This is a genomic window from Mesorhizobium sp. M0019, from assembly GCF_040323975.1.
GTDB lineage: Bacteria > Pseudomonadota > Alphaproteobacteria > Rhizobiales > Rhizobiaceae > Mesorhizobium.
In genome coordinates, this window is sequence record NZ_JAMYVK010000001.1 from 87,089 (window position 1) to 111,917 (window position 24,829).

The 24,829-nt window shown below is 63.7% G+C and carries 21 protein-coding genes; 10 read left to right on the forward strand and 11 right to left on the reverse strand.

From position 1 onward, the window contains the following. Positions 1–138 precede the first annotated feature (138 nt). Positions 139–1,515, forward strand: coding sequence for an MFS transporter (locus NKK47_RS00395; protein ID WP_352574598.1), 1,377 nt, complete (start codon positions 139–141; stop codon positions 1,513–1,515). Positions 1,516–1,554: 39 nt separating this feature from the next. Here NKK47_RS00395 and purH read toward each other — a convergent pair whose 3' ends face one another. The 4 genes from purH to htpX all read right to left on the reverse strand — a co-directional run bounded on the left by purH (position 1,555) and on the right by htpX (position 7,545). Further along, the gene (gene purH, locus NKK47_RS00400; protein WP_352574600.1) at positions 1,555–3,171 is read right to left on the reverse strand and encodes a bifunctional phosphoribosylaminoimidazolecarboxamide formyltransferase/IMP cyclohydrolase; all 1,617 of its coding nucleotides are present in this window, start codon (positions 3,169–3,171) and stop codon (positions 1,555–1,557) included. Positions 3,172–3,254: 83 nt separating this feature from the next. After that, a complete protein-coding gene (locus tag NKK47_RS00405) occupies positions 3,255–5,003 on the reverse strand; it encodes a heparinase II/III family protein (protein WP_352569506.1) in 1,749 nt (582 codons plus the stop codon). Positions 5,004–5,149: 146 nt separating this feature from the next. Further along, complete coding sequence (locus NKK47_RS00410) at positions 5,150–6,538, reverse strand: RsmB/NOP family class I SAM-dependent RNA methyltransferase (protein WP_023678120.1); 1,389 nt, start codon at positions 6,536–6,538, stop codon at positions 5,150–5,152. Next, a complete protein-coding gene (htpX, locus tag NKK47_RS00415) occupies positions 6,529–7,545 on the reverse strand; it encodes a zinc metalloprotease HtpX (protein ID WP_023678119.1) in 1,017 nt (338 codons plus the stop codon). The genes NKK47_RS00410 and htpX overlap by 10 nt, the downstream gene beginning before the upstream one ends. 116 nt (positions 7,546–7,661) lie before the next feature. Between htpX and NKK47_RS00420 the strand changes: the two genes are divergently transcribed. Then, positions 7,662–7,874 (forward strand): DUF1674 domain-containing protein, encoded by a 213-nt coding sequence (locus NKK47_RS00420; protein ID WP_023678118.1) that lies wholly within the window; start codon positions 7,662–7,664, stop codon positions 7,872–7,874. A gap of 17 nt (positions 7,875–7,891) precedes the next feature. Here the strand turns inward: NKK47_RS00420 and NKK47_RS00425 are convergent, their stop codons facing one another. Then, positions 7,892–8,563 (reverse strand): HAD-IA family hydrolase, encoded by a 672-nt coding sequence (locus NKK47_RS00425; protein ID WP_023678117.1) that lies wholly within the window; start codon positions 8,561–8,563, stop codon positions 7,892–7,894. A gap of 177 nt (positions 8,564–8,740) precedes the next feature. Between NKK47_RS00425 and NKK47_RS00430 the strand changes: the two genes are divergently transcribed. From NKK47_RS00430 to NKK47_RS00445, 4 genes are all read left to right on the forward strand, one after another. After that, positions 8,741–9,610 carry a transglutaminase-like domain-containing protein gene (locus NKK47_RS00430; protein ID WP_023678116.1) on the forward strand — a complete coding sequence of 290 codons (870 nt, stop codon included), beginning with the start codon at positions 8,741–8,743 and terminating at the stop codon, positions 9,608–9,610. Between the two features lie 329 nt (positions 9,611–9,939). Further along, positions 9,940–10,401: a TadE/TadG family type IV pilus assembly protein gene (locus NKK47_RS00435; protein ID WP_352574603.1), complete on the forward strand. Its 462-nt coding sequence runs from the start codon at positions 9,940–9,942 to the stop codon at positions 10,399–10,401. Further along, positions 10,338–11,300, forward strand: coding sequence for a VWA domain-containing protein (locus NKK47_RS00440; protein ID WP_352574605.1), 963 nt, complete (start codon positions 10,338–10,340; stop codon positions 11,298–11,300). The genes NKK47_RS00435 and NKK47_RS00440 overlap by 64 nt, the downstream gene beginning before the upstream one ends. Before the next feature lie 385 nt (positions 11,301–11,685). Continuing rightward, positions 11,686–12,954: a class I SAM-dependent methyltransferase gene (locus tag NKK47_RS00445; RefSeq protein WP_023678114.1), complete on the forward strand. Its 1,269-nt coding sequence runs from the start codon at positions 11,686–11,688 to the stop codon at positions 12,952–12,954. On the opposite strand, the gene NKK47_RS00450 is transcribed toward NKK47_RS00445, so the two are convergent. Both NKK47_RS00450 and acs read right to left on the reverse strand, forming a co-directional pair. Continuing rightward, complete coding sequence (locus tag NKK47_RS00450; protein ID WP_023678113.1) at positions 12,955–13,698, reverse strand: MOSC domain-containing protein; 744 nt, start codon at positions 13,696–13,698, stop codon at positions 12,955–12,957. It lies immediately after the preceding gene. Next, a complete protein-coding gene (acs, locus tag NKK47_RS00455; protein WP_023678112.1) occupies positions 13,698–15,653 on the reverse strand; it encodes an acetate--CoA ligase in 1,956 nt (651 codons plus the stop codon). Before acs ends, NKK47_RS00450 begins: the two co-directional genes overlap by 1 nt. 305 nt (positions 15,654–15,958) lie before the next feature. Here acs and NKK47_RS00460 point away from each other — a divergent pair, with 305 nt between their 5' ends. After that, on the forward strand, positions 15,959–16,231 hold the full coding sequence (locus tag NKK47_RS00460) for an usg protein (protein WP_023678111.1): 273 nt from the start codon (positions 15,959–15,961) through the stop codon (positions 16,229–16,231). Positions 16,232–16,276: 45 nt separating this feature from the next. Here NKK47_RS00460 and NKK47_RS00465 read toward each other — a convergent pair whose 3' ends face one another. Together NKK47_RS00465 and NKK47_RS00470 are read right to left on the reverse strand one after the other, a co-directional pair. Next, positions 16,277–17,311: an aldo/keto reductase gene (locus NKK47_RS00465; protein ID WP_352574608.1), complete on the reverse strand. Its 1,035-nt coding sequence runs from the start codon at positions 17,309–17,311 to the stop codon at positions 16,277–16,279. Positions 17,312–17,367: 56 nt separating this feature from the next. Then, positions 17,368–18,549: an MFS transporter gene (locus NKK47_RS00470; RefSeq protein WP_352569514.1), complete on the reverse strand. Its 1,182-nt coding sequence runs from the start codon at positions 18,547–18,549 to the stop codon at positions 17,368–17,370. A 137-nt stretch (positions 18,550–18,686) separates the two neighbouring features. Here NKK47_RS00470 and NKK47_RS00475 point away from each other — a divergent pair, with 137 nt between their 5' ends. Continuing rightward, positions 18,687–19,595 carry a LysR family transcriptional regulator gene (locus NKK47_RS00475; protein WP_023678108.1) on the forward strand — a complete coding sequence of 303 codons (909 nt, stop codon included), beginning with the start codon at positions 18,687–18,689 and terminating at the stop codon, positions 19,593–19,595. Between the two features lie 60 nt (positions 19,596–19,655). Here the strand turns inward: NKK47_RS00475 and NKK47_RS00480 are convergent, their stop codons facing one another. Next, positions 19,656–20,705 (reverse strand): aldo/keto reductase, encoded by a 1,050-nt coding sequence (locus NKK47_RS00480; protein WP_352574610.1) that lies wholly within the window; start codon positions 20,703–20,705, stop codon positions 19,656–19,658. 110 nt (positions 20,706–20,815) lie between these two features. Then, complete coding sequence (locus NKK47_RS00485; protein ID WP_023678106.1) at positions 20,816–21,478, reverse strand: YggS family pyridoxal phosphate-dependent enzyme; 663 nt, start codon at positions 21,476–21,478, stop codon at positions 20,816–20,818. 146 nt (positions 21,479–21,624) lie between these two features. Here NKK47_RS00485 and leuS point away from each other — a divergent pair, with 146 nt between their 5' ends. Together leuS and NKK47_RS00495 are read left to right on the forward strand one after the other, a co-directional pair. After that, on the forward strand, positions 21,625–24,249 hold the full coding sequence (leuS, locus tag NKK47_RS00490; protein WP_023678105.1) for a leucine--tRNA ligase: 2,625 nt from the start codon (positions 21,625–21,627) through the stop codon (positions 24,247–24,249). Continuing rightward, on the forward strand, positions 24,236–24,817 hold the full coding sequence (locus tag NKK47_RS00495) for an LPS assembly lipoprotein LptE (RefSeq protein WP_023678104.1): 582 nt from the start codon (positions 24,236–24,238) through the stop codon (positions 24,815–24,817). Before leuS ends, NKK47_RS00495 begins: the two co-directional genes overlap by 14 nt. The last annotated feature ends 12 nt before the right edge of the window (positions 24,818–24,829 follow it).

Genomic DNA, 24,829 nt, shown 5'->3' on the forward strand with positions numbered 1-24,829 from the left:
GCGAACGGCGCCCTGCTTTGGGGGGCCGGAGCATGATCCCAAAAAGTGACGATCGGCTTTTGGACAAGATCGTGCTCAACAGAAGACGGAGCGTCATTCCGATTCGATCGGCATGGAGCAAGCTCCAGCGGAGGGGACATGGCTGAGATGGCAGTGCAGCGGGCATCGGGACGCGGCATCTGGGGATGGATGCTGTTCGACTGGGCGGCACAGCCGTTTTTCACGGTCGTTACCACCTTCATCTTCGGTCCTTATTTCGTCTCGCGCATGGCCAGCAATCCGGAGACCGGGCAAGCGGCCTGGGGCTACGGCATTGCCGCCGCCGGCCTCGTCATTGCCGTTTTGTCGCCGGTCCTCGGCTCGATCGCCGATCAGACCGGACCACGCAAACCTTGGATCGCCTTCTTCGCCGCGGTTAAAATCACCTGCCTCACCCTGCTGTGGTTCGCCGCGCCCGGCTCTGATCTTTTTCTGGTCGTGGCGTTGTTCTCGCTGGCGTCGGTCGCGGCGGAATTCTCGACCGTGTTCAATGATTCGATGATGCCCCGCCTGGTGCCGAAGAGCGACATCGGCAGGATCTCGAACATGGCCTGGGGACTCGGCTATCTCGGCGGCATGATCGCACTGATCTTCGTCGTTACCGTCATGGCCGGCTCGCCTGAAACCGGCAAGACCGTCGTTGGGCTCGACCCGATCTTCGGCCTCGACCCCAGGCTCGGCGAGGACGCGCGCGCTACCGGGCCGTTGTCGGCGGCCTGGTATTTCCTGTTCATCCTGCCGATGTTCTTCTTCACGCCTGATGCGATCAAAGGCATTCCAATCGGGCCGGCGGTGCGCGAGGGACTATCGGAACTGAAGTCGACGCTGGCCGAAGTGCGCAAGCGCAGCGGCATTTTTCGCTTTCTCGTCGCCCGCATGATCTATCAGGACGGCGTCAACGCACTGCTGGCGCTGGGCGGAACGTTTGCGGCGGCAATGTTCCATTGGTCGATTACCGAGATCGGCCTGTTCGGCATCATCCTCAACGTCGTTGCCATCGTCGGCTGCCTGGTTGCCGCACGCCTCGACACAGCGCTGGGTTCCAAGACCATAGTGATGATTTCGCTGGTCATGCTGAGCATTGCCACGATCGGCATCGTTTCGACCGGACCGGGCTATACGCTGTTCGGCGCCTGGGTGATGCCCGGACTGGATGGTGGCGGATTGTTCGGCACGGCGGCGGAAAAAGCCTACATTTTCTACGGCCTGCTGATCGGGCTTGCCTTCGGGCCGGTGCAGGCATCGTCGCGCTCCTACATGGCGCGCAGCGTCACCGCAGCCGAATCGGGCCGCTATTTCGGCATCTATGCGCTGGCCGGCCGGGCAACCAGTTTTGCCGCGCCCTTCATGGTGGCCACGATCACCCTGGCCAGCGGCTCGGCGCGGCTCGGCATGGCGGCGATCGTGCTGTTCCTTGGCGCCGGCATGGCGATCCTGATCGGCACGCCCTATCCGGCAGATCGGCCGGCGGAGTGAGCTGCTCTTGCCTTCTCCCACAGCGGGAGGGTAACGCGTTCAATGCCGGAAATGCCTCACTCCGGTGAAGACCATGGCAATGCCGTGAGCGTCGGCGGCGGCGATGACATCGTCGTCGCGCATCGAGCCGCCGGGCTGGATGACGGCGGTGGCGCCGGCTTCGATTGCCGACAAAAGCCCATCCGCGAACGGGAAAAAGGCATCCGAGGCGACGACCGAGCCCCTGGTCAAAGGCTCCGTCAGGCCGGCAGCCTCGGCCGCGTCGAGCGCCTTGCGCGCCGCGATGCGCGAGGAATCGACCCGGCTCATCTGGCCGGCGCCGATGCCGACTGTAGCGCCATCCCTGGCATAGACGATGGCGTTCGACTTGACGTGCTTTGCCACGCGAAAAGCGAATTTCAGATCGGCCAATTCGGCCGGCGTCGGAGCGCGCCTGGTCACCACTTTCAGCTCGAGGTCATCCACCACCGCGTTGTCGCGGCCCTGGACCAGCAAACCGCCAGCAACCGATTTCAAGCCAAGGCCCGCCGCGCGCGGGTCGGGCAGGCCGCCGGTGACCAGCAGGCGTAGGTTCTTCTTGGCGGCAATGATGCGGACTGCTTCTTCGGACGCCTCCGGTGCGATGATCACTTCGGTAAAGGTCTTGACGATCTCTTCGGCGGTTCCGGCATCGAGGATGCGGTTCATGGCGACGATGCCGCCGAAGGCCGAGACCGGGTCGCAGGCCAGCGCCTTGGCATAGGCCGCCTGCAGCGAAGCGTCCTCAGCGACGCCGCACGGGTTGGCGTGCTTGATGATGGCAATTGCTGCGGAGCGCGACGGGTCGAACTCGCCGACCAGCTCGAAGGCAGCGTCGGTGTCGTTGATGTTGTTGTAGGAAAGCTGCTTGCCCTGAAGCTGGCGCGCCGTGGCGACGCCCGGCCGCCTGTCGCCGTTGACATAGAAGCCGGCGCCCTGATGCGGGTTTTCGCCATAGCGCATCACCGACTGCAGCTTGCCGCCGAAGGCGCGCCATGTCGGATGCTCGATCTCAAGCGCCTCGGCGAACCATCGCGAGATTGCCGCATCGTAGGTGGCGGTGCGGGCAAAGGCCTTGGCTGCCAGCTTCTTGCGGAAATCCAGCGACAACGACCCGAAATTCATCTCCAGCGCGTTGAGCACCGAGGCATAGTCATCGGGATCGGTGACGATGCCGACATAGGCGTGGTTCTTGGCCGAGGCACGGATCATCGCCGGGCCGCCGATGTCGATGTTCTCGACGATCGCCGCGTAGTCGGCGCCGGAGCGACGCACCTCTTCGAACGGATAGAGATTGGAGATGACGAGATCGATCGGCTCGATGCCGTGGTCGCGCATCGCTGCGGCGTGCTGGGGATCGTCGCGCACGCCAAGCAGTGCGCCATGCACCGACGGGTGCAGCGTCTTGACGCGGCCGTCCATGATCTCGGGAAAGCCGGTGAGCTCGGACACGTCGCGCACCGCCATGCCCGCCTCGGCAAGGGCCCTTGCGGTGCCGCCGGTCGAGACTAGCTCGACGCCGGCCGAAGCCAGCGCCCTGGCGAAATCGATCAGGCCGGTCTTATCAAAGACGGAAAGGAGCGCGCGACGGATGGGTACAAGGTCGGGCGCGGGAATGTTCTTGGCGGCGACGGCCATGGGCTGGCGGCCTTTCCAGTTCTGGTTGGGAGCGTCCGCGGGCCGTAGCATATGAGGCCCGGAAATCAAGCCGCAAGACTTGATCAGTGTCTGCCGTTGCCACCGGCTTCAGCTTTTTCCGGACGGCCGGCGATGATGGTGCGCGTCAATTGCCAGTGGACCTCGGAAATTTCCGAGGCCTTGAACGCAAGCACGATCTGGCGGCTGCGGCGCGGGCCGCCAAGCCCTGCGAAATAGATCGATTCCTCGACCTCGGGCACCACTTCGGTAGAGGTAAACACCCAGGTGTCGGCATGGTCGGCGGCCAGCACCAGACGGTCATGCTCATCCTGGAGCAGGCTTATATCGGGATGGACATGGAAACGCACCGTGACGAAGTCACGGCCATTGTTGCGGATAGAAGCGCCGCCCGGGCGCAGGAAACGGTCCCTGCCGGCAAGCACATTGCCGTCGGTCGATAATTTCAGCTCGCGCTCATGCAGGAAGCCGAAGCGCGCCACATAGCCGTCATGGCGGGCGATGAAGCCCTGGCTGCCCTTCTGGTCGGTGCGCTTGCAAGGCACATGCTGCGGCCCGCCGATCAAAGGCGTGCCGAGCAGGTCGTTGACGCGCAAGGAGTGATTGAAGCGCGCCGACGACGTGTCGTTGATGGTGGCGGTCGAGTGGGCGGCGGTGGCGCGGGCAAGCGGCCGGAACTCGGCGGCGCCATAAGTGTCTATTCCGGCGTTGACGATATAGTGCTGGCGGCCCGACGACAATTCGAAGGCGAGGCATCCGGCGTGAGCGGCATTGGATACGTCGACGAGGGGCGGCGGGCCGGTATCGGCGATCACAGTGACACCGCCCATCGACAGGCGCTCATAACCCGAATGCGGCGCGTGCAGCAACGGTGCGCCGGCGGTGTCGTCGTGATGCAGGATGCTGGCGATACGGTCGTGAATGGTGGCGCCCATGCCGTTGAAGCGGGCAAGGCTGCCGTCCTGATGGCGAAAGAAGCGCAGTGCCGGCAGCATCCGGTCGATGGCGCCGATCAGGGCGGCCGGCGGCGTCTCGGCCTGATTGGCGTATGTCTGGCGCAACGGCAGAAGGTCGGCGAGGATTTCAAGCACGGTCATCGGATTACGCGAGATATGGCCGCCGTCAGGCAGGATCTGGCGGTCGAGCTCCTCGGCGAGATTGCGGGTAGCACCGCGTAGCGCCGAGGCCGGCGCCGGCAGCGACAAAGCGGCAAAGGCCAGCGCAATGCGGGCGCGCAGCCTGTCCTTGCCGTCCGGCATCTCGCGCACCATGGCGCGCAGATAGCGGATCTGGACGGCGAGCGATTTCAAGAACGCGCGGTAGAACGGAAATTCGGCGCCCTGCAACACGATCGAGGAATGCTGCAGCCAGGCAATGACACGCTTGGCCGTCGTGCCGGGCTCCCAGGCGACGCCGGAAATATGGCTGCCATGGATTGCAATCCAGTCGGAAACCAACGCCCGCGCGTTGGCGGCGGCGAGCTCGGTACCGGCGGCACGCATATGGCGCAGCCAGCGAAAGCCATGCAGCGTTTTTTGCCAGCCGGGATTGGGCACGTCGATCTGGAAGGGCGATTTGCCGCCGGTCTCGACCAGATGCCCCGAAAGCGGATAGCGGCCGTAATAGATCTCGAGCGCGATCTGAGGATCGGCGAGCCGCAGGTCCGGTGGGGCGATCAGGACGCGCTCCGGCGTGCGGCCTGAGTAGCGCCAGCGATAGAGTGGCCCGGCGCGCAAGCGCCGGCGCGTCTTGCGCCAGAACTCCCTCGCGACAAGCGTCCACAGACGCGTCGTGTTACCGGCAGCGATTGCCAAAACCCCTCCTGATCGTCCTCACCCAAGCACAAGTTTATATGATTCAAGAACTTGTGCGAAGGCGAATTCCGCGGCGGTGGGGCCGTTCAGCCTGTTTTCCATGCCTCCTCGCCCCATGAAGCCGGACGGCACTTCAAGATCGTCCCTTAGCCGGCTCTGCGCATGCGGGCGGCGAAGAAGCCGTCCAGCCCGGAGCGGCCCGGCGAGCCTAGCTCCAGATCGGCAGGCGTGGTGCGCAACGTGCCTTGCGGCGTCAGAAACGGGTCGATGCCGGCGATCTCACCCGGCCGAAGCGGGTCGTCGACAATCTCCGCATTGCCGGCGAGAAAGTCGCGATAGAGCTCTTCGCCTTCCAGCGGATCGAGCGAACAGTTGGAAAAGACGATGCGTCCACCAGGCTTGACCAGGGTGACGGCGCGGGCAAGCAGCCGGCGTTGCAGGTCGGCCAGTTTTTCGACGTCGGCCGCCGTCTTCGTCCAGGGAACGTCGGGATGCCGCCGCACCGTCCCGGTCGAAGAGCATGGTGGGTCGAGGAGGACGGCGTCGAAGAGGTCCTTCGGCTCGTATTTGAGCAGATCGGCCTGGACGATCTCGGCGGCCAGACCGAGCCGTTCGAGGTTCTGCGTCAGCCGTGCCAGCCGCGTTTTGGACATGTCGAGCGCGGTGACGTGGGCGCCGGCGAGGATCAGCTGGGCGGTCTTGCCGCCCGGCGCGGCACAGAGGTCGGCGATTCGCAAACCATTGATGTCGCCGAACAGCCGGGCCGGCAGGCTGGCCGCTGCATCCTGAACCCACCAGGCGCCTTCCCCAAAGCCGGGCAGTTCGGTCACGGAAGCGCTGAGCTTTTCCACCCGCACCGTGCCGGTCGGCAAGACAAAGCCGCCGAGCCGTTCGGCCCACAGCGCCGGGTCCGACTTGACCGAGAAATCGACCGGTGCCTCATGGCGATGGGCGAGCAGTATCTGCCTGGCCTTGTCGAGGCCGTAGACCGTTTTCAAACGGTCGGAAAACCATTTTGGCGCCTCGTCGGTAGCGGCACGTGCTGCGGCGAGCTCGTCCTGCTTGGCCCGCGCCAGCGTGCGCAGCACGCCGTTGACGAGGCCGGAAAAGCGCGCCGTGCGCGGATCGGACTTGGCGTGTGTCACGGCGAGGTCGACGGCGGCGCTGTCGGGAACATCGAGGAACAGGATCTGCGCTGCCGCCACATGCAAAATGTGCGAAAGCGCCGTGGCGTTGGGCGGCAGCGGCTTTTCCAGGCGACGGGCCAAAAGGCCTGATATGGTCATGCGGTAGCGCAGGGCGGTGACCAGAATGGCGCGCACCAAGGCGCGGTCGCGCAGGTCGAGCGCCTTGTACTGCGGATGGCCGTTCTCTTGGTCGGTCAGCCCGTCGAGCGGCGTCCTCGCGTCTATAACCGCGGCAAGCAGGCGCGCGGCTGCCTTGCGCGCGGCGAGGCCGGCTACGGCCTCGCCGCTCGAATTGTGTTCACGATCGCCTGAAATTCCGTGCCGGCGCTTCGCTGAACTCACGACCACGGACCTTTGGGGCCGGTCGGATTGCGTCCCCAGGGATTGGGTCTCGGCTTGGCCGGCTCAGCCGGCCTCTCGGGCCGCGCGGCCCTGTCCCACGGACCAGACGGCTGCTGCCCGGTCCCTTCCGGCGCCGGCCTTGGCGTCGCGGCCGCTTCGGGTGCGCCGGCCATTTCGCTCGCCATCCTCTGCAACGCGGCGATGCGGTTTTCTGTGCTCGGGTGAGTGGAAAACAAACTGTCCATGCGCTCGCCGGAAAGAGGATTGATGATGAAGAGATGGGCGGTTGCCGGATTGCGCTCGGCATCCGGGTTGCGGATGCGTTCGGCGCCCCGCGCGATCTTGTCAAGTGCCGAGGCGAGCCACAGCGGGTGTCCACAGATTTCGGCACCGCGCCGGTCGGCCTCATATTCGCGGGTGCGGCTCACCGCCATCTGCACGATCATGGCGGCCAGGGGCGCGACTATCATCGCCACCAGCACGCCGACGATGCCAAAGGAATTGTTATTGTCGCGGTTGCCGCCGAAAAAGAAGGCGAAATTGCCGAGCATCGAAATTGCGCCGGCAAAGGTGGCGACGATCGTCATGGTCAGCGTATCGCGGTGCTGCACATGGGCGAGCTCGTGTGCCATCACCGCCGCGACTTCTTCATGCGATAGCCGCTCGAGCAGGCCGGTGCTGGCGGCGACAGCGGCATTTTGCGGATTGCGGCCGGTGGCGAAGGCATTGGGCTGCGGATTGTCGATGAGATAGGTTCTCGGCATCGGCAGGCCGGCACGTTGCGCGAGACCCTTCACGATGGCGTAATATTCAGGCGCGTTGCGTTCGTCGACTTCGATCGCACGGTGCATCGACAGCACCATCTTGTCGGCGTTCCAATAGCTGAACAAATTGGTGCCGGCGGCGATCAGCAACGCGATCATCATGCCGCCGGATCCGCCGATGAGATAGCCGACACCCATGAACAGGGCCGTCATTGCGGCCAAAAGCATGGCGGTGCGAAGGGTGTTCATCGTCTGCTCCGTTCTGGCCCAACAAAGGGGTCGATCCTTGTGGGCCCATCGCTATATGATGGGAAACAGCGGTTCCCGTTTCAATCGGGGCCTGTTTCAATCTAGCGGAAGATCGCATGATCGACAAAACCAGCCAAACGCATGCTAACGGCTCGCCGCAAAAGCCGCTGACCCCGGCAGCCAGGCGCGCCTTGGTCGAGGCCGAGGCCCGGCGGGAGAAATATCGCGAGCAGGAAGCCACGCTGCCGAGGGAGATGGGCGGGCGCGGCGGCAAGGAGCCTGGCCGCTATGGCGACTGGGAGGTCAAGGGCCTGACCAGCGACTTTTAGCCCAGGCAGGGTGCTAGTCAAACAGGCAGCGCGGCCCGCTCCACTCCGATGGCAATCCAGCCGCTGGAATCGACGGCGATGCCGATCGCGTCATAGCCGGCGATGGTGGCATGCGGCGTCTCCAACGGATGCCGGTGCGTGGCGCTGATCACCACGACCGCAGCGCCCGCGGCTTCGGCCGCCGCTATGCCGGCCGGCGCGTCCTCGAAGACGAGGCAGTCGCCCACATCGACGCCGAGCCGTTCGGCCGCCAGCCGGAAGCAGTCGGGCGCCGGCTTGCCGCGCGATACATCCTCCGCCGCAACAATCACGGCGGGAGCCGGAATACCCGCGGCCTGCAGGCGCAGCAGGGCGAGCTCGCGCGGTGCCGAAGTGGCGATCGCCCAGCTTCCAGGCGGCAGCGACGCCAGGAAGGCCGCGGCGCCGGCAATCGGGCGAATGCCCTCGACATCGGCCGCCTCGGCCTGCAAAAGCGAATCGGCTTCGCGGGCAGGATCGACGCCTGGGAGCGCCAGCCGGCCGATGGTCTCGATCGCCCGCACGCCGTGGATGGTCGGCAGGAATGCGGCGACGTCAAGACCTTGCCGATGCGCCCACGCTGCCCAGACCCTTTCCGCTGCGGCGATCGAATTGAGAATCGTGCCGTCCATATCGAACAGGAAGGCCGCGAATTTTCTGCCTGCAAACATCGGTTTCCCGGGGTCATCTTGGAGGGATTATTTCGAAAGACGCGTGTCAATCGACCGTAACGTTGCCGCGTCCGTATGGGAAGCCGCGAGGCGTCGTTTTTGACGACCACAAGGAACCGCCACGCACTGTCCCGCGTTGATCGGCACTATCTTCCATGACGATCGCAGGGGAGGGCGATGCTGATTCGGCTCGGCTATGAAATTGCCATTGAATGCGTTGCAGCAACGCCGGTCGTTTCATTGCTCGATATCCACGGGGATCGCCAGGCCGACATCAAGCGGCAGACGCGCGTGCTGACCTCGCCGTCGGTCCCGACCAGGGTCTACCACGACCTTTTCGGCAATAGCTGCCGCCGCTTCACGGCGCCGGCCGGAAGCTTTCGCATCCTTTATGACGCGGTGGTCGAGGACAGCGGCGAGACGGACGAAGTCAACACGCTGGCGAGAGAAGTCCCGGTTGCCGAATTGCCGGACGAGGTGCTCGGCTATCTGCTCGGCAGCCGTTACTGCGAGACCGACCATCTCGGCGACCTGGCCTGGCAACTTTTCGGCCAGCTTCCACCGGGCTGGGCGCGGGTGCAGGCCATCGTCGACTATGTCCACAACCGCCTGTCCTTCGGCTACGGCTATGCGCGCTCGACCCGCACGGCGGCGCAGGCGCATGAGGAACGCGTCGGCGTCTGCCGCGACTTTGCCCATCTGGCGATCACGCTCTGCCGCTGCATGAACATCCCGGCCCGCTACGTGAACGGCTATCTCGGCGATATCGGCGTGCCCGCCGATCCGGCGCCGATGGATTTCTCGGCGTGGGTGGAAGTGTTCCTCGACGGCAGGTGGTACACTTTCGATCCTCGCCACAATGTGCCGAGGATCGGCCGCGTCGTCATCGCCCGCGGCCGCGACGCCACCGACGTGCCGCTGCTGCACAGTTTTGGCCCGCATCGGCTCACCCTGTTCAAGGTCTGGACGCACGAGCAGGAAGGTAATCTGTTCAAGCCGCCTTGTCGTGGCGTCGACAAGACGGTCAGCGCACGGATGCTGGCCTAGTCTTTCGGGACACATTCACAGTCCGTGTTTCCATTTCCCGCCACCGCGATCGTGCTGAACCGGTTCGATACATCTCGTCTGTACCGGATTGGGACGCAGTCCAGTCGTCCTGAATTGCGAGCCTGTTCGTGGTAAGCGCTTTGTCGACAAAGCCGTGCCGGCGCAGCTTTCGTTTACCCTCTGTTTACCCTGCCGCCGCTCGAAACCGTTTGGAAACAATGACCTGATCGCGGGCCGGTCGCTTTCCCGGGCCTGGCGGCGCGATCCGGCCGGATTCCTGCAATGCGCGTTCGGACAGCTGCAGGCTGTAGCGAATGGAGGCGGAAGGAATGCGGCGTTTCGGGGGTCTTGTTCAGACGATCGGCGGCTTTGCCGGGGATCGCAGCGGAAATTTCGCGGTCCTGTTTGGGATAATCGGCTCAGTGCTGGCACTGAGTGTCGGCTTTGCGGTCAACGTGTCCCAACTCTACAATGTAAAATCGAGCCTGCAAGGCGTGGTCGATGCAGCGGTCACCTCGACGGCCCGCGACCTGACAACCGGCGTCATCAGCGAGGCCGACGCCAGCAAATCGGTGCAGGCCTTCTCGATGCCAACAGCACGGCGGGTATCCTCCAGGACAACCAGATCGTCCTCGACAATCTGGTTGTCGACAGGACAGCCAAGACTGTCCAGGCGGACGTCCATGTCAACGTCAACTACTATTTCCCGCTTTTCAGCACGGGTGGCATGCAACGCGTCCCCGCATCGACGACGGCGCTCTATTCGGACAAGCAGATCGAAGTCGCGATGATGCTGGACGTGACCGGGTCGATGGCCGGCCAGAAAATCATCGATCTGCGGGCGGCCGCGGCGAATGCTGTCGACAGCTTCCTGGGCGGCCAGGACCCCTCCAAGCCACGTGTGCGGGTTGCCATCGTGCCTTATGCCAATTCGGTGAATGCCGGTACACTTGCCGCCAGCAGCGTCTATGTGGAAACCACCGCCAGTCAACGCAAACAGGCGCCGGCCAATGACGCCGTGCAGTATGTCTCGGGCTTTATCCGTCCCGATAATTGCGCCACCGAGCGCAAGGGGACCTATCAGTATTCGGATGCGGGCCCCGACGTCAGCATGGTCAATCGCGACTACCTGCTGTCATCCTTCGCCTGGCAGACCGGCACCGCCGCCTGCCCGATCGCCGCGCTGATGCCGCTGACAGCGGATGCGACGGCGCTCAAGACGGTCATCAAGAATTTCGTCGCCTCCGCCGGCACCGCCGGCCATATCGGCGTGCAGTGGACCTGGTACATGCTTTCGGAAAACTGGGGCAGTGTGATGAAAGCCTCGGAACGGCCGGCCAAGATGGATCCAAAGAAGGTTGCCAAGATCGCGATCCTGATGACCGATGGCGAATTCAACCTGTCCTACTTCGATGCGAGCACGGTCAGCGACGTCTACAATGACGCCGGCAAGGAGCCGACCCGCACGGCCGCCAAGAAACTTTGCGCTGCCATGCGCGACAAGGGCATCGAGGTCTTCACCATTGGGTTTGACCTAAACGAAACGAATGCCAAGGCGACGCTCCAGGATTGCGCGAGCCCGGACACCGCCAAGATCAAGCACTTTTATCAGGCGGCCAATGGAACGGAACTCAACCAGGCTTTCCAGGATATAGCGCGCAACGTCGAGATGTTAACCGTAACCAAATAGGGGACAACAGCCCAAAAAGGAAAGGCCGCCGCTTCTCGCGAAGCCGGCGGCCTTCCGTGTTTCCGTCCATGGCGCGGCTCCTGGCGGCGACCCTGGTCGCCAGCCGCGCATCTCGCGCCTTAGCGGGAAGACTGCTTCCCGAAAGTGCGATCCGCTGAGGCCACGTTCTGGAAAACGAAATCACTCGACATCGGATCACCTCCTTTCGATTTGTTGAACACTCCCTCATGATGGGGTGTCATCCGGCAAATGGCAAGGCGCGGCACCCGAAAATCCTGAACAAGCCTGCTTGTGCACTCGGGCGGCTTGCGGCCGGCCGATCGGGCAGGCAAGATCGAGCCGCTATTGTTCCGGGCCACTATTTTGCCGGGTAAGGGAGGACGGGATGGAGGCAGCCGAGAGAGCGGCCCGGATTGTTCGGACGGTCATCGAGACGCTGAAGCCGGGTTTTGCGGTGAGGCTGTGGACAGGCGAGCGGATCGGCCCGGCTGCCGGCCCGGTGCTCACCATCAACGACCAGGACATCGTCTGGCAGATCGTACGTCGGCCCTCTTTATCGACGCTGATCGAGATGTGGATTGCCAAGGCGGTCGACGTCGAAGACGGATCGCTGTTCGATTTCTACGCCTTGCCCACGCACGGCAAGCTCAGGACGAAGCTCAAGACATTGCCGAAGCTGGCGATCCTGCGCGACCTGCCGGCGGTGCTGTTTTCGCGAAAACAGATGACGACGCGAACCGATCTTTCCGGCCGCAATCCTTTCGTCAGCGGTTCGAGCAAGGAGGCGATCGAGCATCATTACGACATTTCCAACGCATTCTACCGGCTCTTCCTCGACGAGCGCATGGTCTATAGCTGCGGCTACTTCAAGGATTTCGCCAACGATATCGATCAGGCCCAGAGAGACAAGCTCGACCATATCTGCCGCAAGCTTCGGCTGAAGCCCGGCGATAGATTGCTCGACATCGGCTGCGGCTGGGGAGCGATGCTCATCCATGCGGTGAAGAATTATGGCGTCGTCGGCCACGGCGTTTCGCTATCGGAAGCACAGACCGAGCTCGCCCGTGAACGCATCCGCGCCGAGGGGCTGGAGGACCGCATCACCATCGAGATAAAGTCCTATGCCGAGCTGTCCGGCTCCTTCGACAAGATCTCGTCGATCGGCATGTTCGAGCATCTGGGGCTTGCCAACCATGCGGCCTATTTCTCGAGGATCCATCGCCTGCTCAAGCCGGGCGGCATCTATCTGCACCACGCCATCACCCGGCGCGACAAGGGCAGCTTGAAGAAGACGCTGCGCAAGGGGCCGGAATTCAAGGCGCTGATCAAATACATTTTTCCGGGCGGCGAACTCGACACGATCGGCATGACGCTCGGCAATCTCGAGGCCCACGGCTTCCTCGTCTACGACGTCGAAAATTTGCGCGAGCACTATGCGCGCACCTGCAGGCTATGGGCCGAGCGCCTCCACGCACGCTTCGACGAAGCTATCGCCGAGGTCGGCGAAGCCAAGGCGCGGCTCTGGCTGCTTTATCTCACCGGCTGCTCGATTACCTTCGAACGCGCCTCGGCGCAGGTTTTCCAGACCGTCGCCACAAGGCGCGCGCGTGGGCCGAGCGGCCTGCCGCCGACGCGGGCGGATTTGTACCGATAGCTACAGGAGGCGCATCGTGGCGCCGATCTCGACGCGGGCCGGTCGATCGACGGTGCAGTAGACGCCGAGGTTATGGGCGTTGTGGCGGACCAGGCTGCGCAGGATTGCCGGGTCGTGGTCGAACCCGTCCTGGCCAATGATGGTGAAGCCGCAGCGGCGGCACGGCTCGGAGATGGTCAGGAGCAGGTCGCCGATCGCCAGCTTGCGCCCGATCCATTCCGTCTCGGGGAACGACCCCTCGACCTCCGGCACATCGACGACGATGTTGGGGCGGAAGCGGCGCGCGTCGGCGGTGCCCTTTGGATGCAGCACTTTCAAACGCGCCAGTGAGGCGGTGGTCAGCAGATGAATAGGGGCTTTGACGTAGCGTTCCGTCAGCAGAGGGCCGGCGTAATCCGGAGCCGCATTTTCCCGACGGAACGGCCGGATGGAAGCCGCAAAGCCGAGATAGGCGCAAATGGCGCGATCACTTTGCGCGCCAGGTGCCGAAAGCCAGCGTCCGTCGGGGATGGCGACCTCCAGCCTGCCGGCCTGCGACAGCCGGGTGCGGATGCGGGGCACCTTGTGCCATTTCGCTTCGCGGTCGGGCCGTGCGATTTCATCGGTCGAGGTATCGACAAGACCAAACAGGCGGTCGCCTTCGACGGTATGCCGGTCGACGGAGATCGCCTGCTGAAACTCGCCGGCGAGCGAGCTCGCGGGATAGCGCCAAAGCTCGGTGACGGCGCCCAATGCGGGTTGCATCAGCCCTTCTTGTTTTGCCGGTTGGCGATAAGGTCGTCGACGACCGCCGGATCGGCCAGCGTCGAGGTATCGCCGAGCGCGGCAAAATCATCCTCGGCGATCTTGCGCAGGATGCGTCGCATGATCTTGCCGGAACGGGTCTTCGGCAGGCCGGGCGCGAACTGGATCTTGTCGGGCGAAGCGATGGCGCCGATCTCCTTGCGGACATGGGCGACGAGTTCCTGGCGCAATTCCTCGCTTGGCGTTTCGCCGGCCATCAGCGTGACATAGCAGTAGATGCCCTGGCCCTTGATATCGTGCGGGTAGCCGACGACGGCGGCCTCCGAGACCTTCTCATGCGAAACCAGCGCCGATTCGACCTCGGCGGTGCCCATGCGGTGGCCGGAGACGTTGATGACGTCGTCGACGCGGCCGGTGATCCAGTAGTAGCCGTCAGCATCGCGGCGGCAGCCGTCGCCGGTGAAGTATCTGCCCTTGTAGGTCGAGAAATAGGTCTGCACGAAGCGGTCGTGATCGCCATAGACGGTGCGCGTCTGGCCCGGCCATGAGTCGGCAATACAAAGATTGCCGCTGGCTTCGCCTTCGAGCACCTTGCCGTCGGTATCGACCAGCTGCGGCTTGACGCCAAAGAAGGGCCGCGTCGCTGAACCCGCCTTGAGGTGGGTGGCGCCCGGAACCGGCGTGATCATGATGCCGCCGGTCTCGGTCTGCCACCAGGTATCGACGATCGGCACCTTGCCGTTGCCTACGACGTTGAAATACCACTCCCAGGCTTCCGGATTGATCGGCTCACCGACGGTGCCGAGCACGCGCAGCGACTTGCGCGACGTTTTGGTGACATGGGCATCGCCGGCGCCCATCAGCGCGCGCAACGCCGTCGGCGCCGTGTAGAAGATGTTGACCTTGTGCTTGTCGATCACGTCCCAGAAACGCGACTGCGACGGGTAGTTCGGCACGCCTTCGAACATCAGCGTGGTGGCGCCGTTGGCGAGCGGCCCGTAGACGATGTAGCTGTGGCCGGTGACCCAGCCGACATCGGCGGTGCACCAGTAGATATCGCCGTCATGATAGTCGAAGACATATTGGTGGGTCATCGAGACATAGACGAGATAGCCGGCGGTGGTGTGCAGCACACCTTTCGGCTTGCCGGTCGAGCCGGATGTGTAGAGGATGAACAACGGGTCCTCGGCGTTCATCTTCTCGGGCTTGCATTCGGCCTTAACCGTCGCGACCTCGTCATGGTACCAGACGTCGCGCCCGGCGGCCCAGCCGGTCTTGCCGCCAGTGCGGCGCACTACCAAGACCTTTTCGACTTTCGTTCCGGCCTTGGCGGCGATCTCGATCGCCTTGTCCGTGTTCTCCTTTAGCGGGATCGGCTTGCCGCCGCGCAGGCCTTCGTCGGCGGTGATGACGAAGGTCGACTTGCAGTCATCGATGCGTCCGGCCAGCGCATCCGGCGAAAAGCCGCCGAAGACGACCGAATGAATGGCGCCGATGCGCGTGCAGGCGAGCATCGCATAAGCGGCCTCCGGGATCATCGGCATGTAGATGGTTACGCGGTCGCCCTTCTTGACGCCGTGCTTTTTCATCACATTGGCGAGGCGGCAGACATGCGCGTAAAGCTCGTTATAGGTGATCTTCCTGTCGTCGTAGGGATTGTCGCCTTCCCAGATGATGGCGGTCTGTTCGCCGCGCTTCTTCAGATGCCGGTCGATGCAGTTCCAGGAAACGTTGGTCTGGCCATCCTCGAACCATTTGATTGAGACCTGGCCGTCGAAGGACGTGTTCTTGACCTTGCTGTACGGCTTGAACCAGTCGATGCGCTTGCCGTGCTTGCCCCAGAACTTGTCCGGGTTCTTGACGCTGTCGGCGTACCATTTCAGGTAGGTGTCATTGTCAATCAGCGCGTTCTTCTTCCACGCCGGCTGGACGCGATGGACATGAACATCGGACATTTCTTCGCCTTCCTCCCCAAAACCAAACCGCCGGCTTGACCGCCGGCAGGATCGCAGCGATGCGGCCGCGAATTCGCGCGCATTATTAACAGTTCGGCCGCGACGGCAACATTAGACGTTGGATTCGCGCGGCGGGATGCCGCAGGCGCCTTACCAGGCGGTGTCAGCACTCTCGTGAGTCGGCTGCTAAGCGCATGTTTTTGCGGAAGTAATCTGGTTCGATCATAGAAATATCAATAGACGATTAAGCAAATGGGGTGCACAATTTCAGCCTGGGAGGAAGGAGAATCAACCAGGGGACCGCAATGCGCGACCATTCCGAAATGGACCTGATGCTCAAGGGCTATGGCTTGACCACGGCCAAGATTCTTTATCACTTTCCAGATCATCCGCATCTGCTGCAGAGCTTCATCTGGCAGGATTACGACATCGCCCCGAAATTTCCCGTGCTGATCCGTTTCATCGAGTTCTGGAAGGCCAAGCTCGAAGGCCCGCTGCATTCGGTCAGCTACACGCACCAGAAGCTGATCGCGCCGAACGAATGGCGCAAGGTCGACGGCGAGTTCGTTCTGCATTAGCCGGGCGGGCGGCAGCCTGGGAGCCGCCGCCCAGCTTTTGGAGCGTCAGACTGCGGGCGGGTTCAGCCGGGCAAAACCCTCCTGCCGGCGATAGGGAAAATACGGATAGGGTGCGGTGACCTCACTTGCCGTGTCGAGCTTCTTCATCTGCTCGGCTGTCAACGACCAGCCGACGGCGCCGAGATTCTGGCGCAACTGCTCCTCGTTGCGCGCGCCGACGATGACGGAGGCGACGGTCGGCCGCTGCAGCAGCCAATTGATGGCGATCTGCGGTATGGTCTTGCCGGTTTCCTCGGCGACAACATCAAGCGCGTCGACGACCCGATAGAGATGCTCATCCTCGACGGGCGGTCCGAAGCTTGCCGTGTCGTGCAGCCGGCTTTTCTCAGGCAGCTTCTGGCCACGGCGGATCTTGCCGGTCAGGCGGCCCCAGCCGAGCGGGCTCCACACCAGCGCACCGACACCCTGGTCGAGGCCGAGCGGCATCAACTCCCATTCATAGTCGCGTCCGACCAGCGAGTAATAGACCTGATGGGCGACGTATCGGGGATAGCCGTATCTGCCCGCCAGGCCGAGCGATTTCATCACTTGCCAGCCGGAAAAATTGGAGACGCCGACATAACGCAGTTTGCCGGCGCGCACGAGACTGTCCAGTGTCGACAGCACCTCCTCGATCGGTGTTGCTGCGTCGAAGGCGTGCAGTTGCAGCAGGTCGATGTAGTCGGTGCCAAGGCGCCCCAGCGCGTCTTCGACGGCCTTGATCAGGCGTGAACGGGACGATCCGGCATCGTTGGGACCGTCGCCCATCGGCAGCGAGGTCTTGGTCGAGATCAGCACGGCGTCGCGGCGGCCCTTGATGGCAGCGCCGAGCACTTGTTCGGAAGCGCCATTCGAATAGACGTCGGCGGTGTCGAACAGGTTGACGCCGGCCTCAAGGCAGATGTCGACCAGCCGCCGTGCTTCCGTCGCATCGCTGTTGCCCCAGGCGCCGAACAGCGGGCCTGAACCGCCGAAGGTTCCAGCGCCGAACGAGAGCGCCGGGACCTTCAGGCCTGATGCGCCAAGATTTCGATAATCCATGGGTTTGCTCCTTGTGGAAGGATGGCTGTTTCAAAGATTGGTTGAGGTTTGCCGTTCTATGACCGCGCGATTTCCGGTGTGGCGAGGACAGGATCTCGGTCGAGGCGCAGCGCAAACGCCGCCACGGCAAGCGCTGAAAGCGGCAACAGGGCCGCGACCCAGGTGACGGCATCGAGGCCGGGACCATGGGCGATGACCACGCCGCCGAGCCAGGCGCCGGCAGCATTGCCGAGGTTGAAGGCGGCGATGTTGAAGGATGAGGCGAGGCTCTGGCCGGCGCCTTGTGCCTTCTGCAACACCCATAACTGTAGCGGCGCGACGGTGGCGAAGGCGGCGGCGCCGAGCAGGCCGACATAGATAACGGCCATGACCTGGCTGTGCAGGGCGAAGGTCATGGTGCCGAGCACCATCGCCAGGACGACGAGACTGCCGAGAACGGACGGTACCAACCAGCGGTCGGCGAACTTGCCGCCGGCGAGGTTGCCGGCAATGAGGCCGCCGCCGAAGACCAGCAGGATCGGCGACACCGCTGCTTCATCAAAACCGGTGATCTCGGTCAGCAACGGGGCGATGTAGGTGAAGACGGCGAAGACGCCGGCATAGCCAAGCACGGTGGTAGCAAAGCCAAGCAGGACCGGCGTGCGGCCGAGCACGGCGAGATCGGCGCGCAAATTGCTCTTCTCAGGCTCTGTTCGGCTGCCCGGCACCAGCAGCAGAATGATGGTAAAGGCGGCGATGCCGACCAGGGTCACCGCCCAGAAGGTCGCGCGCCAGCCGAAGGCTTGGCCGAGCCATGTGCCGAAGGGCACGCCGAGGATGTTGGCGATGGTCAGGCCGGTGAACATCAGGGCGATCGCCGAGGCTTTCTTGTTGGGCGCCACCAGTCCGGTCGCCACGACCGAGCCGACGCCGAAGAAGGTGCCGTGGGCGAAGGCGGTCAGTACGCGCGCACCCATCAGCGTCCAGTAGTCTGGGGCAAGCGCACAAGCGAGGTTGCCCAGCGTGAAGATCGCCATCAGCGCCAGAAGCACGGTTTTGCGCGGCCAACGGCCGGTTGCGATCGTCAGCAGCGGCGCGCCGATGACAACGCCCAGCGCATAGCCGGAAATCAGCTGGCCGGCAGCCGAGATCGAGACGTCGAGATCGGTGCTGACGTCGAGCAGCAGGCCCATGATGACGAATTCGGTGACGCCGATGCCGAACGCACCGGCGGCAAGAGCGTAAAGAGCAAGGGGCATGGCGGTTCCCACTTCGATGACGACCAGTTTTGACGACGGGCGCCGTGTCCTCCCACGCCCCGATCCGGAAGATCGTGCCGCGATGTGCTGTGAACCAGCCTTGCATCGGGCACATCGTCTGTGAAATAGATTCACCAATGGCCAGGCCCGACATCAATCGCTCCGGCGAGATCGAAGTGTTCGTCCGCGTCGTCGAGGCGGGCAGCTTTTCAGCCGCTGCCCGCGCGTTGCGGATGACGCCGTCGGCGGTGAGCAAGCTGATCGCGCGGCTGGAGGCGCGGCTTGGTGCGCGGCTGGTCAGCCGTTCGACGCGCAAGCTGCAACTGACGCCGGAGGGGGCGGCGTTCTTCGACAGCGGCGTGCGCGTCCTGGCCGACATGGCGGCGGCCGAGCGCGAGGCAGCGGCGGGTGCCGCGCCGCGTGGCCGGCTGCGGATCAACAGCTACGTGCCTTTCGGGCAGCATCGGCTGATCCCGCTTTTGCCGCGTTTCCTAGAACGCTACCCCGAAATCTCGGTCGATCTGGTGTTGACCGACGATGTCATCGACCTGATGGAGGAGCGCGCTGACGTCGCCATCCGCGCCGGACCGCTCGGCGAATCACGGCTGGTGGCGCGCAAGCTCGGGCAGAGCCGGGTGGTCGTCGTTGCGGCGCCATCGTATCTCGAAGCGCGTGGCACGCCCAAGACGCCCGCCGATCTCGATCGTCACAACCGGATGGGCTTCCGTTTCGTACGTCACCTCGAGGGCTGGCCTTTTATCGACGCGGCCGGCAAGCCGATCACCCTGTCGATCATCGGAAATACGCTGGTCAGCGACGGCGAGGCGATGCGGCTGATGGCGCTCTCGGGGGCGGGCCTCGCCCGGCTGGCACGCTGGCATGTGGAGGCCGACATTGCCGCCGGCCGGCTTCTGCCGCTGCTGGAAGAGTTCAACCCCGGCGACGAGGAACTCACCCACGCCGTCTATGTCGGCCAAGGCAAGCATCTGCCGGCGCGGGTGCGGGCGTTTTTGGACTTTTTGGTCGAGACGGTCCGGCTGACCTGAGCCCAAAAAAGATCGGGAGCCTGCCGGCTCCCGAAGCATCGAATCGAAGGTGAGATTGAGTTACGTTTTCGGCACAACGGGCGCCGGACGCCGGCCGGCAGCCTGACGTTCCAGCATCCAGCCGGGGTATTCGGCGGGCAGGGCACTGACTTCGTCGAGGCGAACGAGATCATCGGCATCGAGCTTCAACTCGGTGGCTGCAAGGTTCTGTTCCAGCTGCTCCATGCGGCTGGCGCCGATGATGACGCTCATCACGAATGGCTTGGCCAGGACATAGCCGAGCGCCACCGTGGCGACGCTGACGCCGTGCTTGACGGCGATCTCGCGCATGACGGCGACTGCTGCCCAGGCACGGTCCTCATTGACCGGCGGGAAATTGAAGCTGGCGCGGCGGCCCTCGCCATTGCCGGGGGCGCCCGGTCCGTATTTGCCGGAGAGCAGGCCGCCAGCCATCGGCGACCAGACCATCAGCCCGAGCTTCTCCTCGTTGAGCAGCGGCACGATTTCGCGCTCGAGATCGCGGCCGGCGATCGAGTAGTACGACTGCACGGTCTCGAAGCGGGCAAATCCCTTGCGCTCGGCAATACCCAGCGCCTTGGCAACGCGCCAGGCCTGCCAGTTCGAGACGCCGACATAGCGGACCGTGCCGGCGGCAACGAGGTTGTCGAGCGCCCGCAGTGTCTCGTCGATCGGCGTCACCGTGTCGGTGCCGTGCAGCTGGTAGAGATCGATGTGATCGAGCTGCAGCCGCTCGAGGCTGCCTTCGACCGAATCCATGATGTGGCCGCGCGAGGAACCACGCTGGTTCGGGCCCCCGCCCATGGCGCCATGGACCTTGGTGGCGATGATCACGTCCTGTCGGTTGACGCCAAGATTCCTGAGCGACTGGCCGAGAAGCCGTTCCGAGGCGCCGAAGGAATAGACATCCGCCGTGTCGAAGAAATTGACGCCGGCGGCGAGCGAGCGGGCAACGATCTCGTCGACGCCCTTCTGGTCGAGGCTGGCGATCAGGCCCCATTGGGCATTCTCGCCGGCCGCGCCGAACGTCATCGTGCCGAGGCAAAGTTCGGAGACGAACATCCCCGTATTTCCAAGTTGATTGTAACGCATGGGTGGCTCCAGACGGGTTGAGAATAACTCGACCCATATAGGAACGAAACGTTCCGTTTCTATACGCTGGCGCAGTCAATGTCAGCCTGTGGCCTAAGGTCGGCTGCGCCTCATCTGGCGCCGAAAATTGCCGATCCAACCCTGACACTGGTCGCGCCGAAGGCGATCGCGGTTTCGTAGTCGCCGGACATGCCCATGGAGAGCTTGTCGACGCCGGCCTCAAGCCCAAGCTTTTCCAGCAGCGCGAAATGCGGACCGGGGTTCTCGTCGGCCGGCGGAATGCACATCAGCCCTTCGATGGCGAGGGCGTGAACCGAGCGGCAGCGGGCCACGAAGGCGACAGCCTCGCGCGGCTCGATGCCGGCCTTTTGCGGCTCGGAGCCGGTGTTGACCTGGACATAGAGCCTTGGTGACCGGCCTTGCCTGGCGATCTCCTTGGCCAGCTCTGCGGCGATCTTTTCACGGTCGACGGTTTCGATGACATCGAACAATGCCACCGCTTCCTTGGCCTTGTTCGATTGCAGCGGACCGATCAGATGCAGCTCGATGTCGGAAAATGCCTCCTTCAGCACCGGCCATTTCGCTTGTGCTTCCTGGACGCGGTTTTCGCCGAAGACGCGCTGGCCGGCCTCGATAATCGGGCGGATATCGGCGGCGTCGAAGGTTTTCGAGACTGCGACCAGCGTCACCGCTCCGGCCTCACGGCCTGCCTCGCGCTCGGCGGCAGCGATCCTTGCCTTGACCGTGAAAAGCTGTTCGACGGCGCTCGCCATGCCTATATCCTGCCTGTGTTTGGCTTTTCGCCGGATCGCCGCAGTTGACGGGTCCGGCAATCCATGGTGAACACCGCGACGACATTTCCTGAGCCGCCCGGGCATTGTCCGGCGGCTCGCGCATGCTTTTAAGTGAAAAACACCCGATGGCAACCGAACGATACAATCCGCGCGCGTCAGAGCCCAAATGGCAGAACGCCTGGGACGCCAAGAAGCTGTTCGAAGCCGACAATGACGACCCGCGCCCGAAATACTACGTGCTGGAGATGTTCCCGTATCCGTCGGGGCGCATCCATATCGGCCATACCCGCAACTATACGATGGGCGACGTGGTGGCGCGCTACAAGCGGGCCAAGGGTTTCAACGTGCTGCACCCGATGGGCTGGGACGCCTTTGGCATGCCAGCCGAAAACGCGGCGATGCAGAACAAGGTCCATCCCAAGGACTGGACCTATCAGAACATCGCCGCCATGCGCGAGCAGCTCAAGGTCATGGGCCTTTCGCTCGATTGGGCCCGCGAGTTCGCCACCTGCGACGTCGACTACTATCACCGCCAGCAGATGCTGTTCCTCGATTTCGTCGAGAAGGGGCTGGTGACGCGCAAATCCTCCAAGGTCAACTGGGATCCGGAGGACATGACGGTGCTTGCCAACGAGCAGGTCATCGACGGACGCGGCTGGCGCTCAGGCGCGCTGGTGGAACAGCGCGAGCTGACGCAGTGGTTCTTCAAGATCACCGATTACGCGCAGGATCTGCTGGATTCGCTCGACCAACTCGACGACTGGCCGGAAAAAGTGAAGCTGATGCAGGCGAACTGGATCGGCCGTTCGGAAGGGCTGCTGATCCGCTGGCCGCTGGCCAAGCCAGTCGCCGGCGAGCATGAGCTCGAAGTCTATACGACCAGGCCCGACACCATCTTCGGCGCGTCCTTCATGGCGATTGCGGCCGACCATCCGCTGGCCAAAAAGGCCGCCGAGGACAATCCGGCGCTGGCAAAGTTCATCGACGAAGTCCGCCATATGGGCACTTCGGCGGCGGCATTGGAGACGGCCGAGAAGAAGGGTTTCGATACCGGCATTCGCGTTGTCCATCCGTTCGACGAGAGGTGGACGCTGCCCGTCTACGTCGCCAATTTCGTGCTGATGGACTATGGCACCGGCGCCATCTTCGGCTGCCCGGCACATGACCAGCGCGACCTCGACTTCGCCAACAGATACGGCCTTCCGGTCATTCCGGTGGTGATGCCGGAAGGCGAGAATCAAGGAAGCTTCCAGGTCATCGACGAGGCTTATGTCGATGATGGCGCGATGATCAATTCGCGCTTCCTCGACGGCATGAAGCCGGATCAGGCATTCGACGAGGTGGCGAAGCTGCTGGAACAAAGGACCATCGGCAACCGGCCGATGGCCGAGCGCAAGGTGAATTTCCGCCTGCGCGACTGGGGCATTTCGCGCCAGCGCTATTGGGGCTGCCCGATCCCGATGATCCATTGCGAGGATTGCGGCGTGGTGCCGGTGCCGAAGGCCGACCTGCCGGTCAAGCTGCCGGACGACATCGAGTTCGACCGGCCGGGCAATCCGCTCGATCGCCATCCGACATGGCGGCACGTCAAATGCCCGCGTTGCGGCAAGGATGCGCGGCGCGAAACCGACACGATGGACACATTTGTCGATTCTTCTTGGTATTTCGCTCGCTTCACCGCGCCGTGGGCAAACGATCCGACCGATCCCAAGGCCGCGACTGAATGGCTGCCGGTCGACCAGTATATTGGCGGCATTGAGCATGCGATCCTGCATTTGCTCTATTCGCGCTTTTTCACCCGCGCCATGCGCGAGACCGGCCATGTCGATCTCGCCGAGCCGTTCAGGGGCCTGTTCACGCAAGGCATGGTGGTGCACGAGACCTATCGGGTTGGCGGCGCCTCGAACGGCCGCTGGCTTGCGCCTAGCGAGGTCAGGCTGGAAGACGCCGACGGCAAGCGCCGCGCCTTCGAAATCGCCACCGGCGAAGAGGCGGTGATCGGTCCGCTCGAAAAAATGTCGAAGTCGAAGAAGAATACGGTGAGTCCGGAAGAGATCACCGACGGCTACGGCGCCGATACGGCGCGCTGGTTCATGCTGTCGGACTCGCCGCCCGAGCGCGATGTCGAATGGACCGACGAGGGTGCGGCCGGCGCGCATCGCTTCATCCAGCGCATCTGGCGCCTGGTGTCGACGGCTGCCGAATCGCTCGCCGGAGTCCGGCCAGAGGCGGCGAAGGACGGCGAGGCCGGGACAGTGTCTAAGGCCGCGCACAAGATCTTGAAGTCGGTCGGCGAGGATATCGAAAAGCTCGCCTTCAACCGCGCCATCGCCCGCATCTACGAGCTCGCCAATGCCTTGACCGTACCGCTCAACGAGGCGGCAGAGGGCAGGGCCGGTCCGGCGCTGCAAGCGGCCTGCCGTGAGGCCGTCGAGATCCTGGTGCACCTGATCGCGCCGGTCATGCCGCATCTGGCCGAGGAGTGCTGGCAGACGCTCGGCGGCACCGACCTTGTCGCCGAACGGCCCTGGCCGGATTACGATCGCTCGCTTGTCGTCGACGCCGAGATCGTGCTGCCGGTCCAGGTCAACGGCAAGAAACGCGGCGATTTGACAATTGCCCGTGACGCGGATCAAGGTGCGGTCGAAAAGGCGGTTCTGGCTCTCGACTTCGTGCAGAAAGCGCTCGAAGGTAAGGCGCCGCGCAAGGTGATCATAGTGCCGCAGAGGATCGTCAATGTCGTTGCCTGATCCGCGAAAGACAGAGTTGACGCTGCGCCGCGTTGTGCTTTGCGGGCTGCTCGCCTCGGTGGCGCTGGTTTCCGCCTGCACGGTGCGGCCGCTCTATTCGAGCGCGCCGCTGATCGCCGGCTCGCAGGTCGGCGCTGCTGCCGAACTGGCATCGATCTCGGTCAAGCCGGTCAAGACCCGCTACGCCCAGCAGGTCCGCAACAATTTGATCTTCGCGCTCGGCCAGGGCGCCGGCGAGCCGGCTTCGCCGGTCTATTCGCTTGATCTCGGCGTCTCCGAACTCGTCGAATCGGCGGCAATCGAGCAGGTCACGACCGACGAAGACGAGCCGACCGCCGGCACTGTGACGCTGACTGCCAACTATGTGCTCAGCGATGCCAAGACGGGCACGGTCATAGCGAGGGGCAAGCGCTCGATTCCGTCGTCATACGACAGGCCGCGCCAGGAATTCGCGTCATACCGGGCCCAGATCGACGCCGAGAACCGTGCGGCGCGCGAGCTGGCAGATGTGCTGCGGCTGTCGATTGCCCAGGATCTGATCAAGCACGGCAAGCCGGCGGCAAGCTAGGTCTTTCCAGAG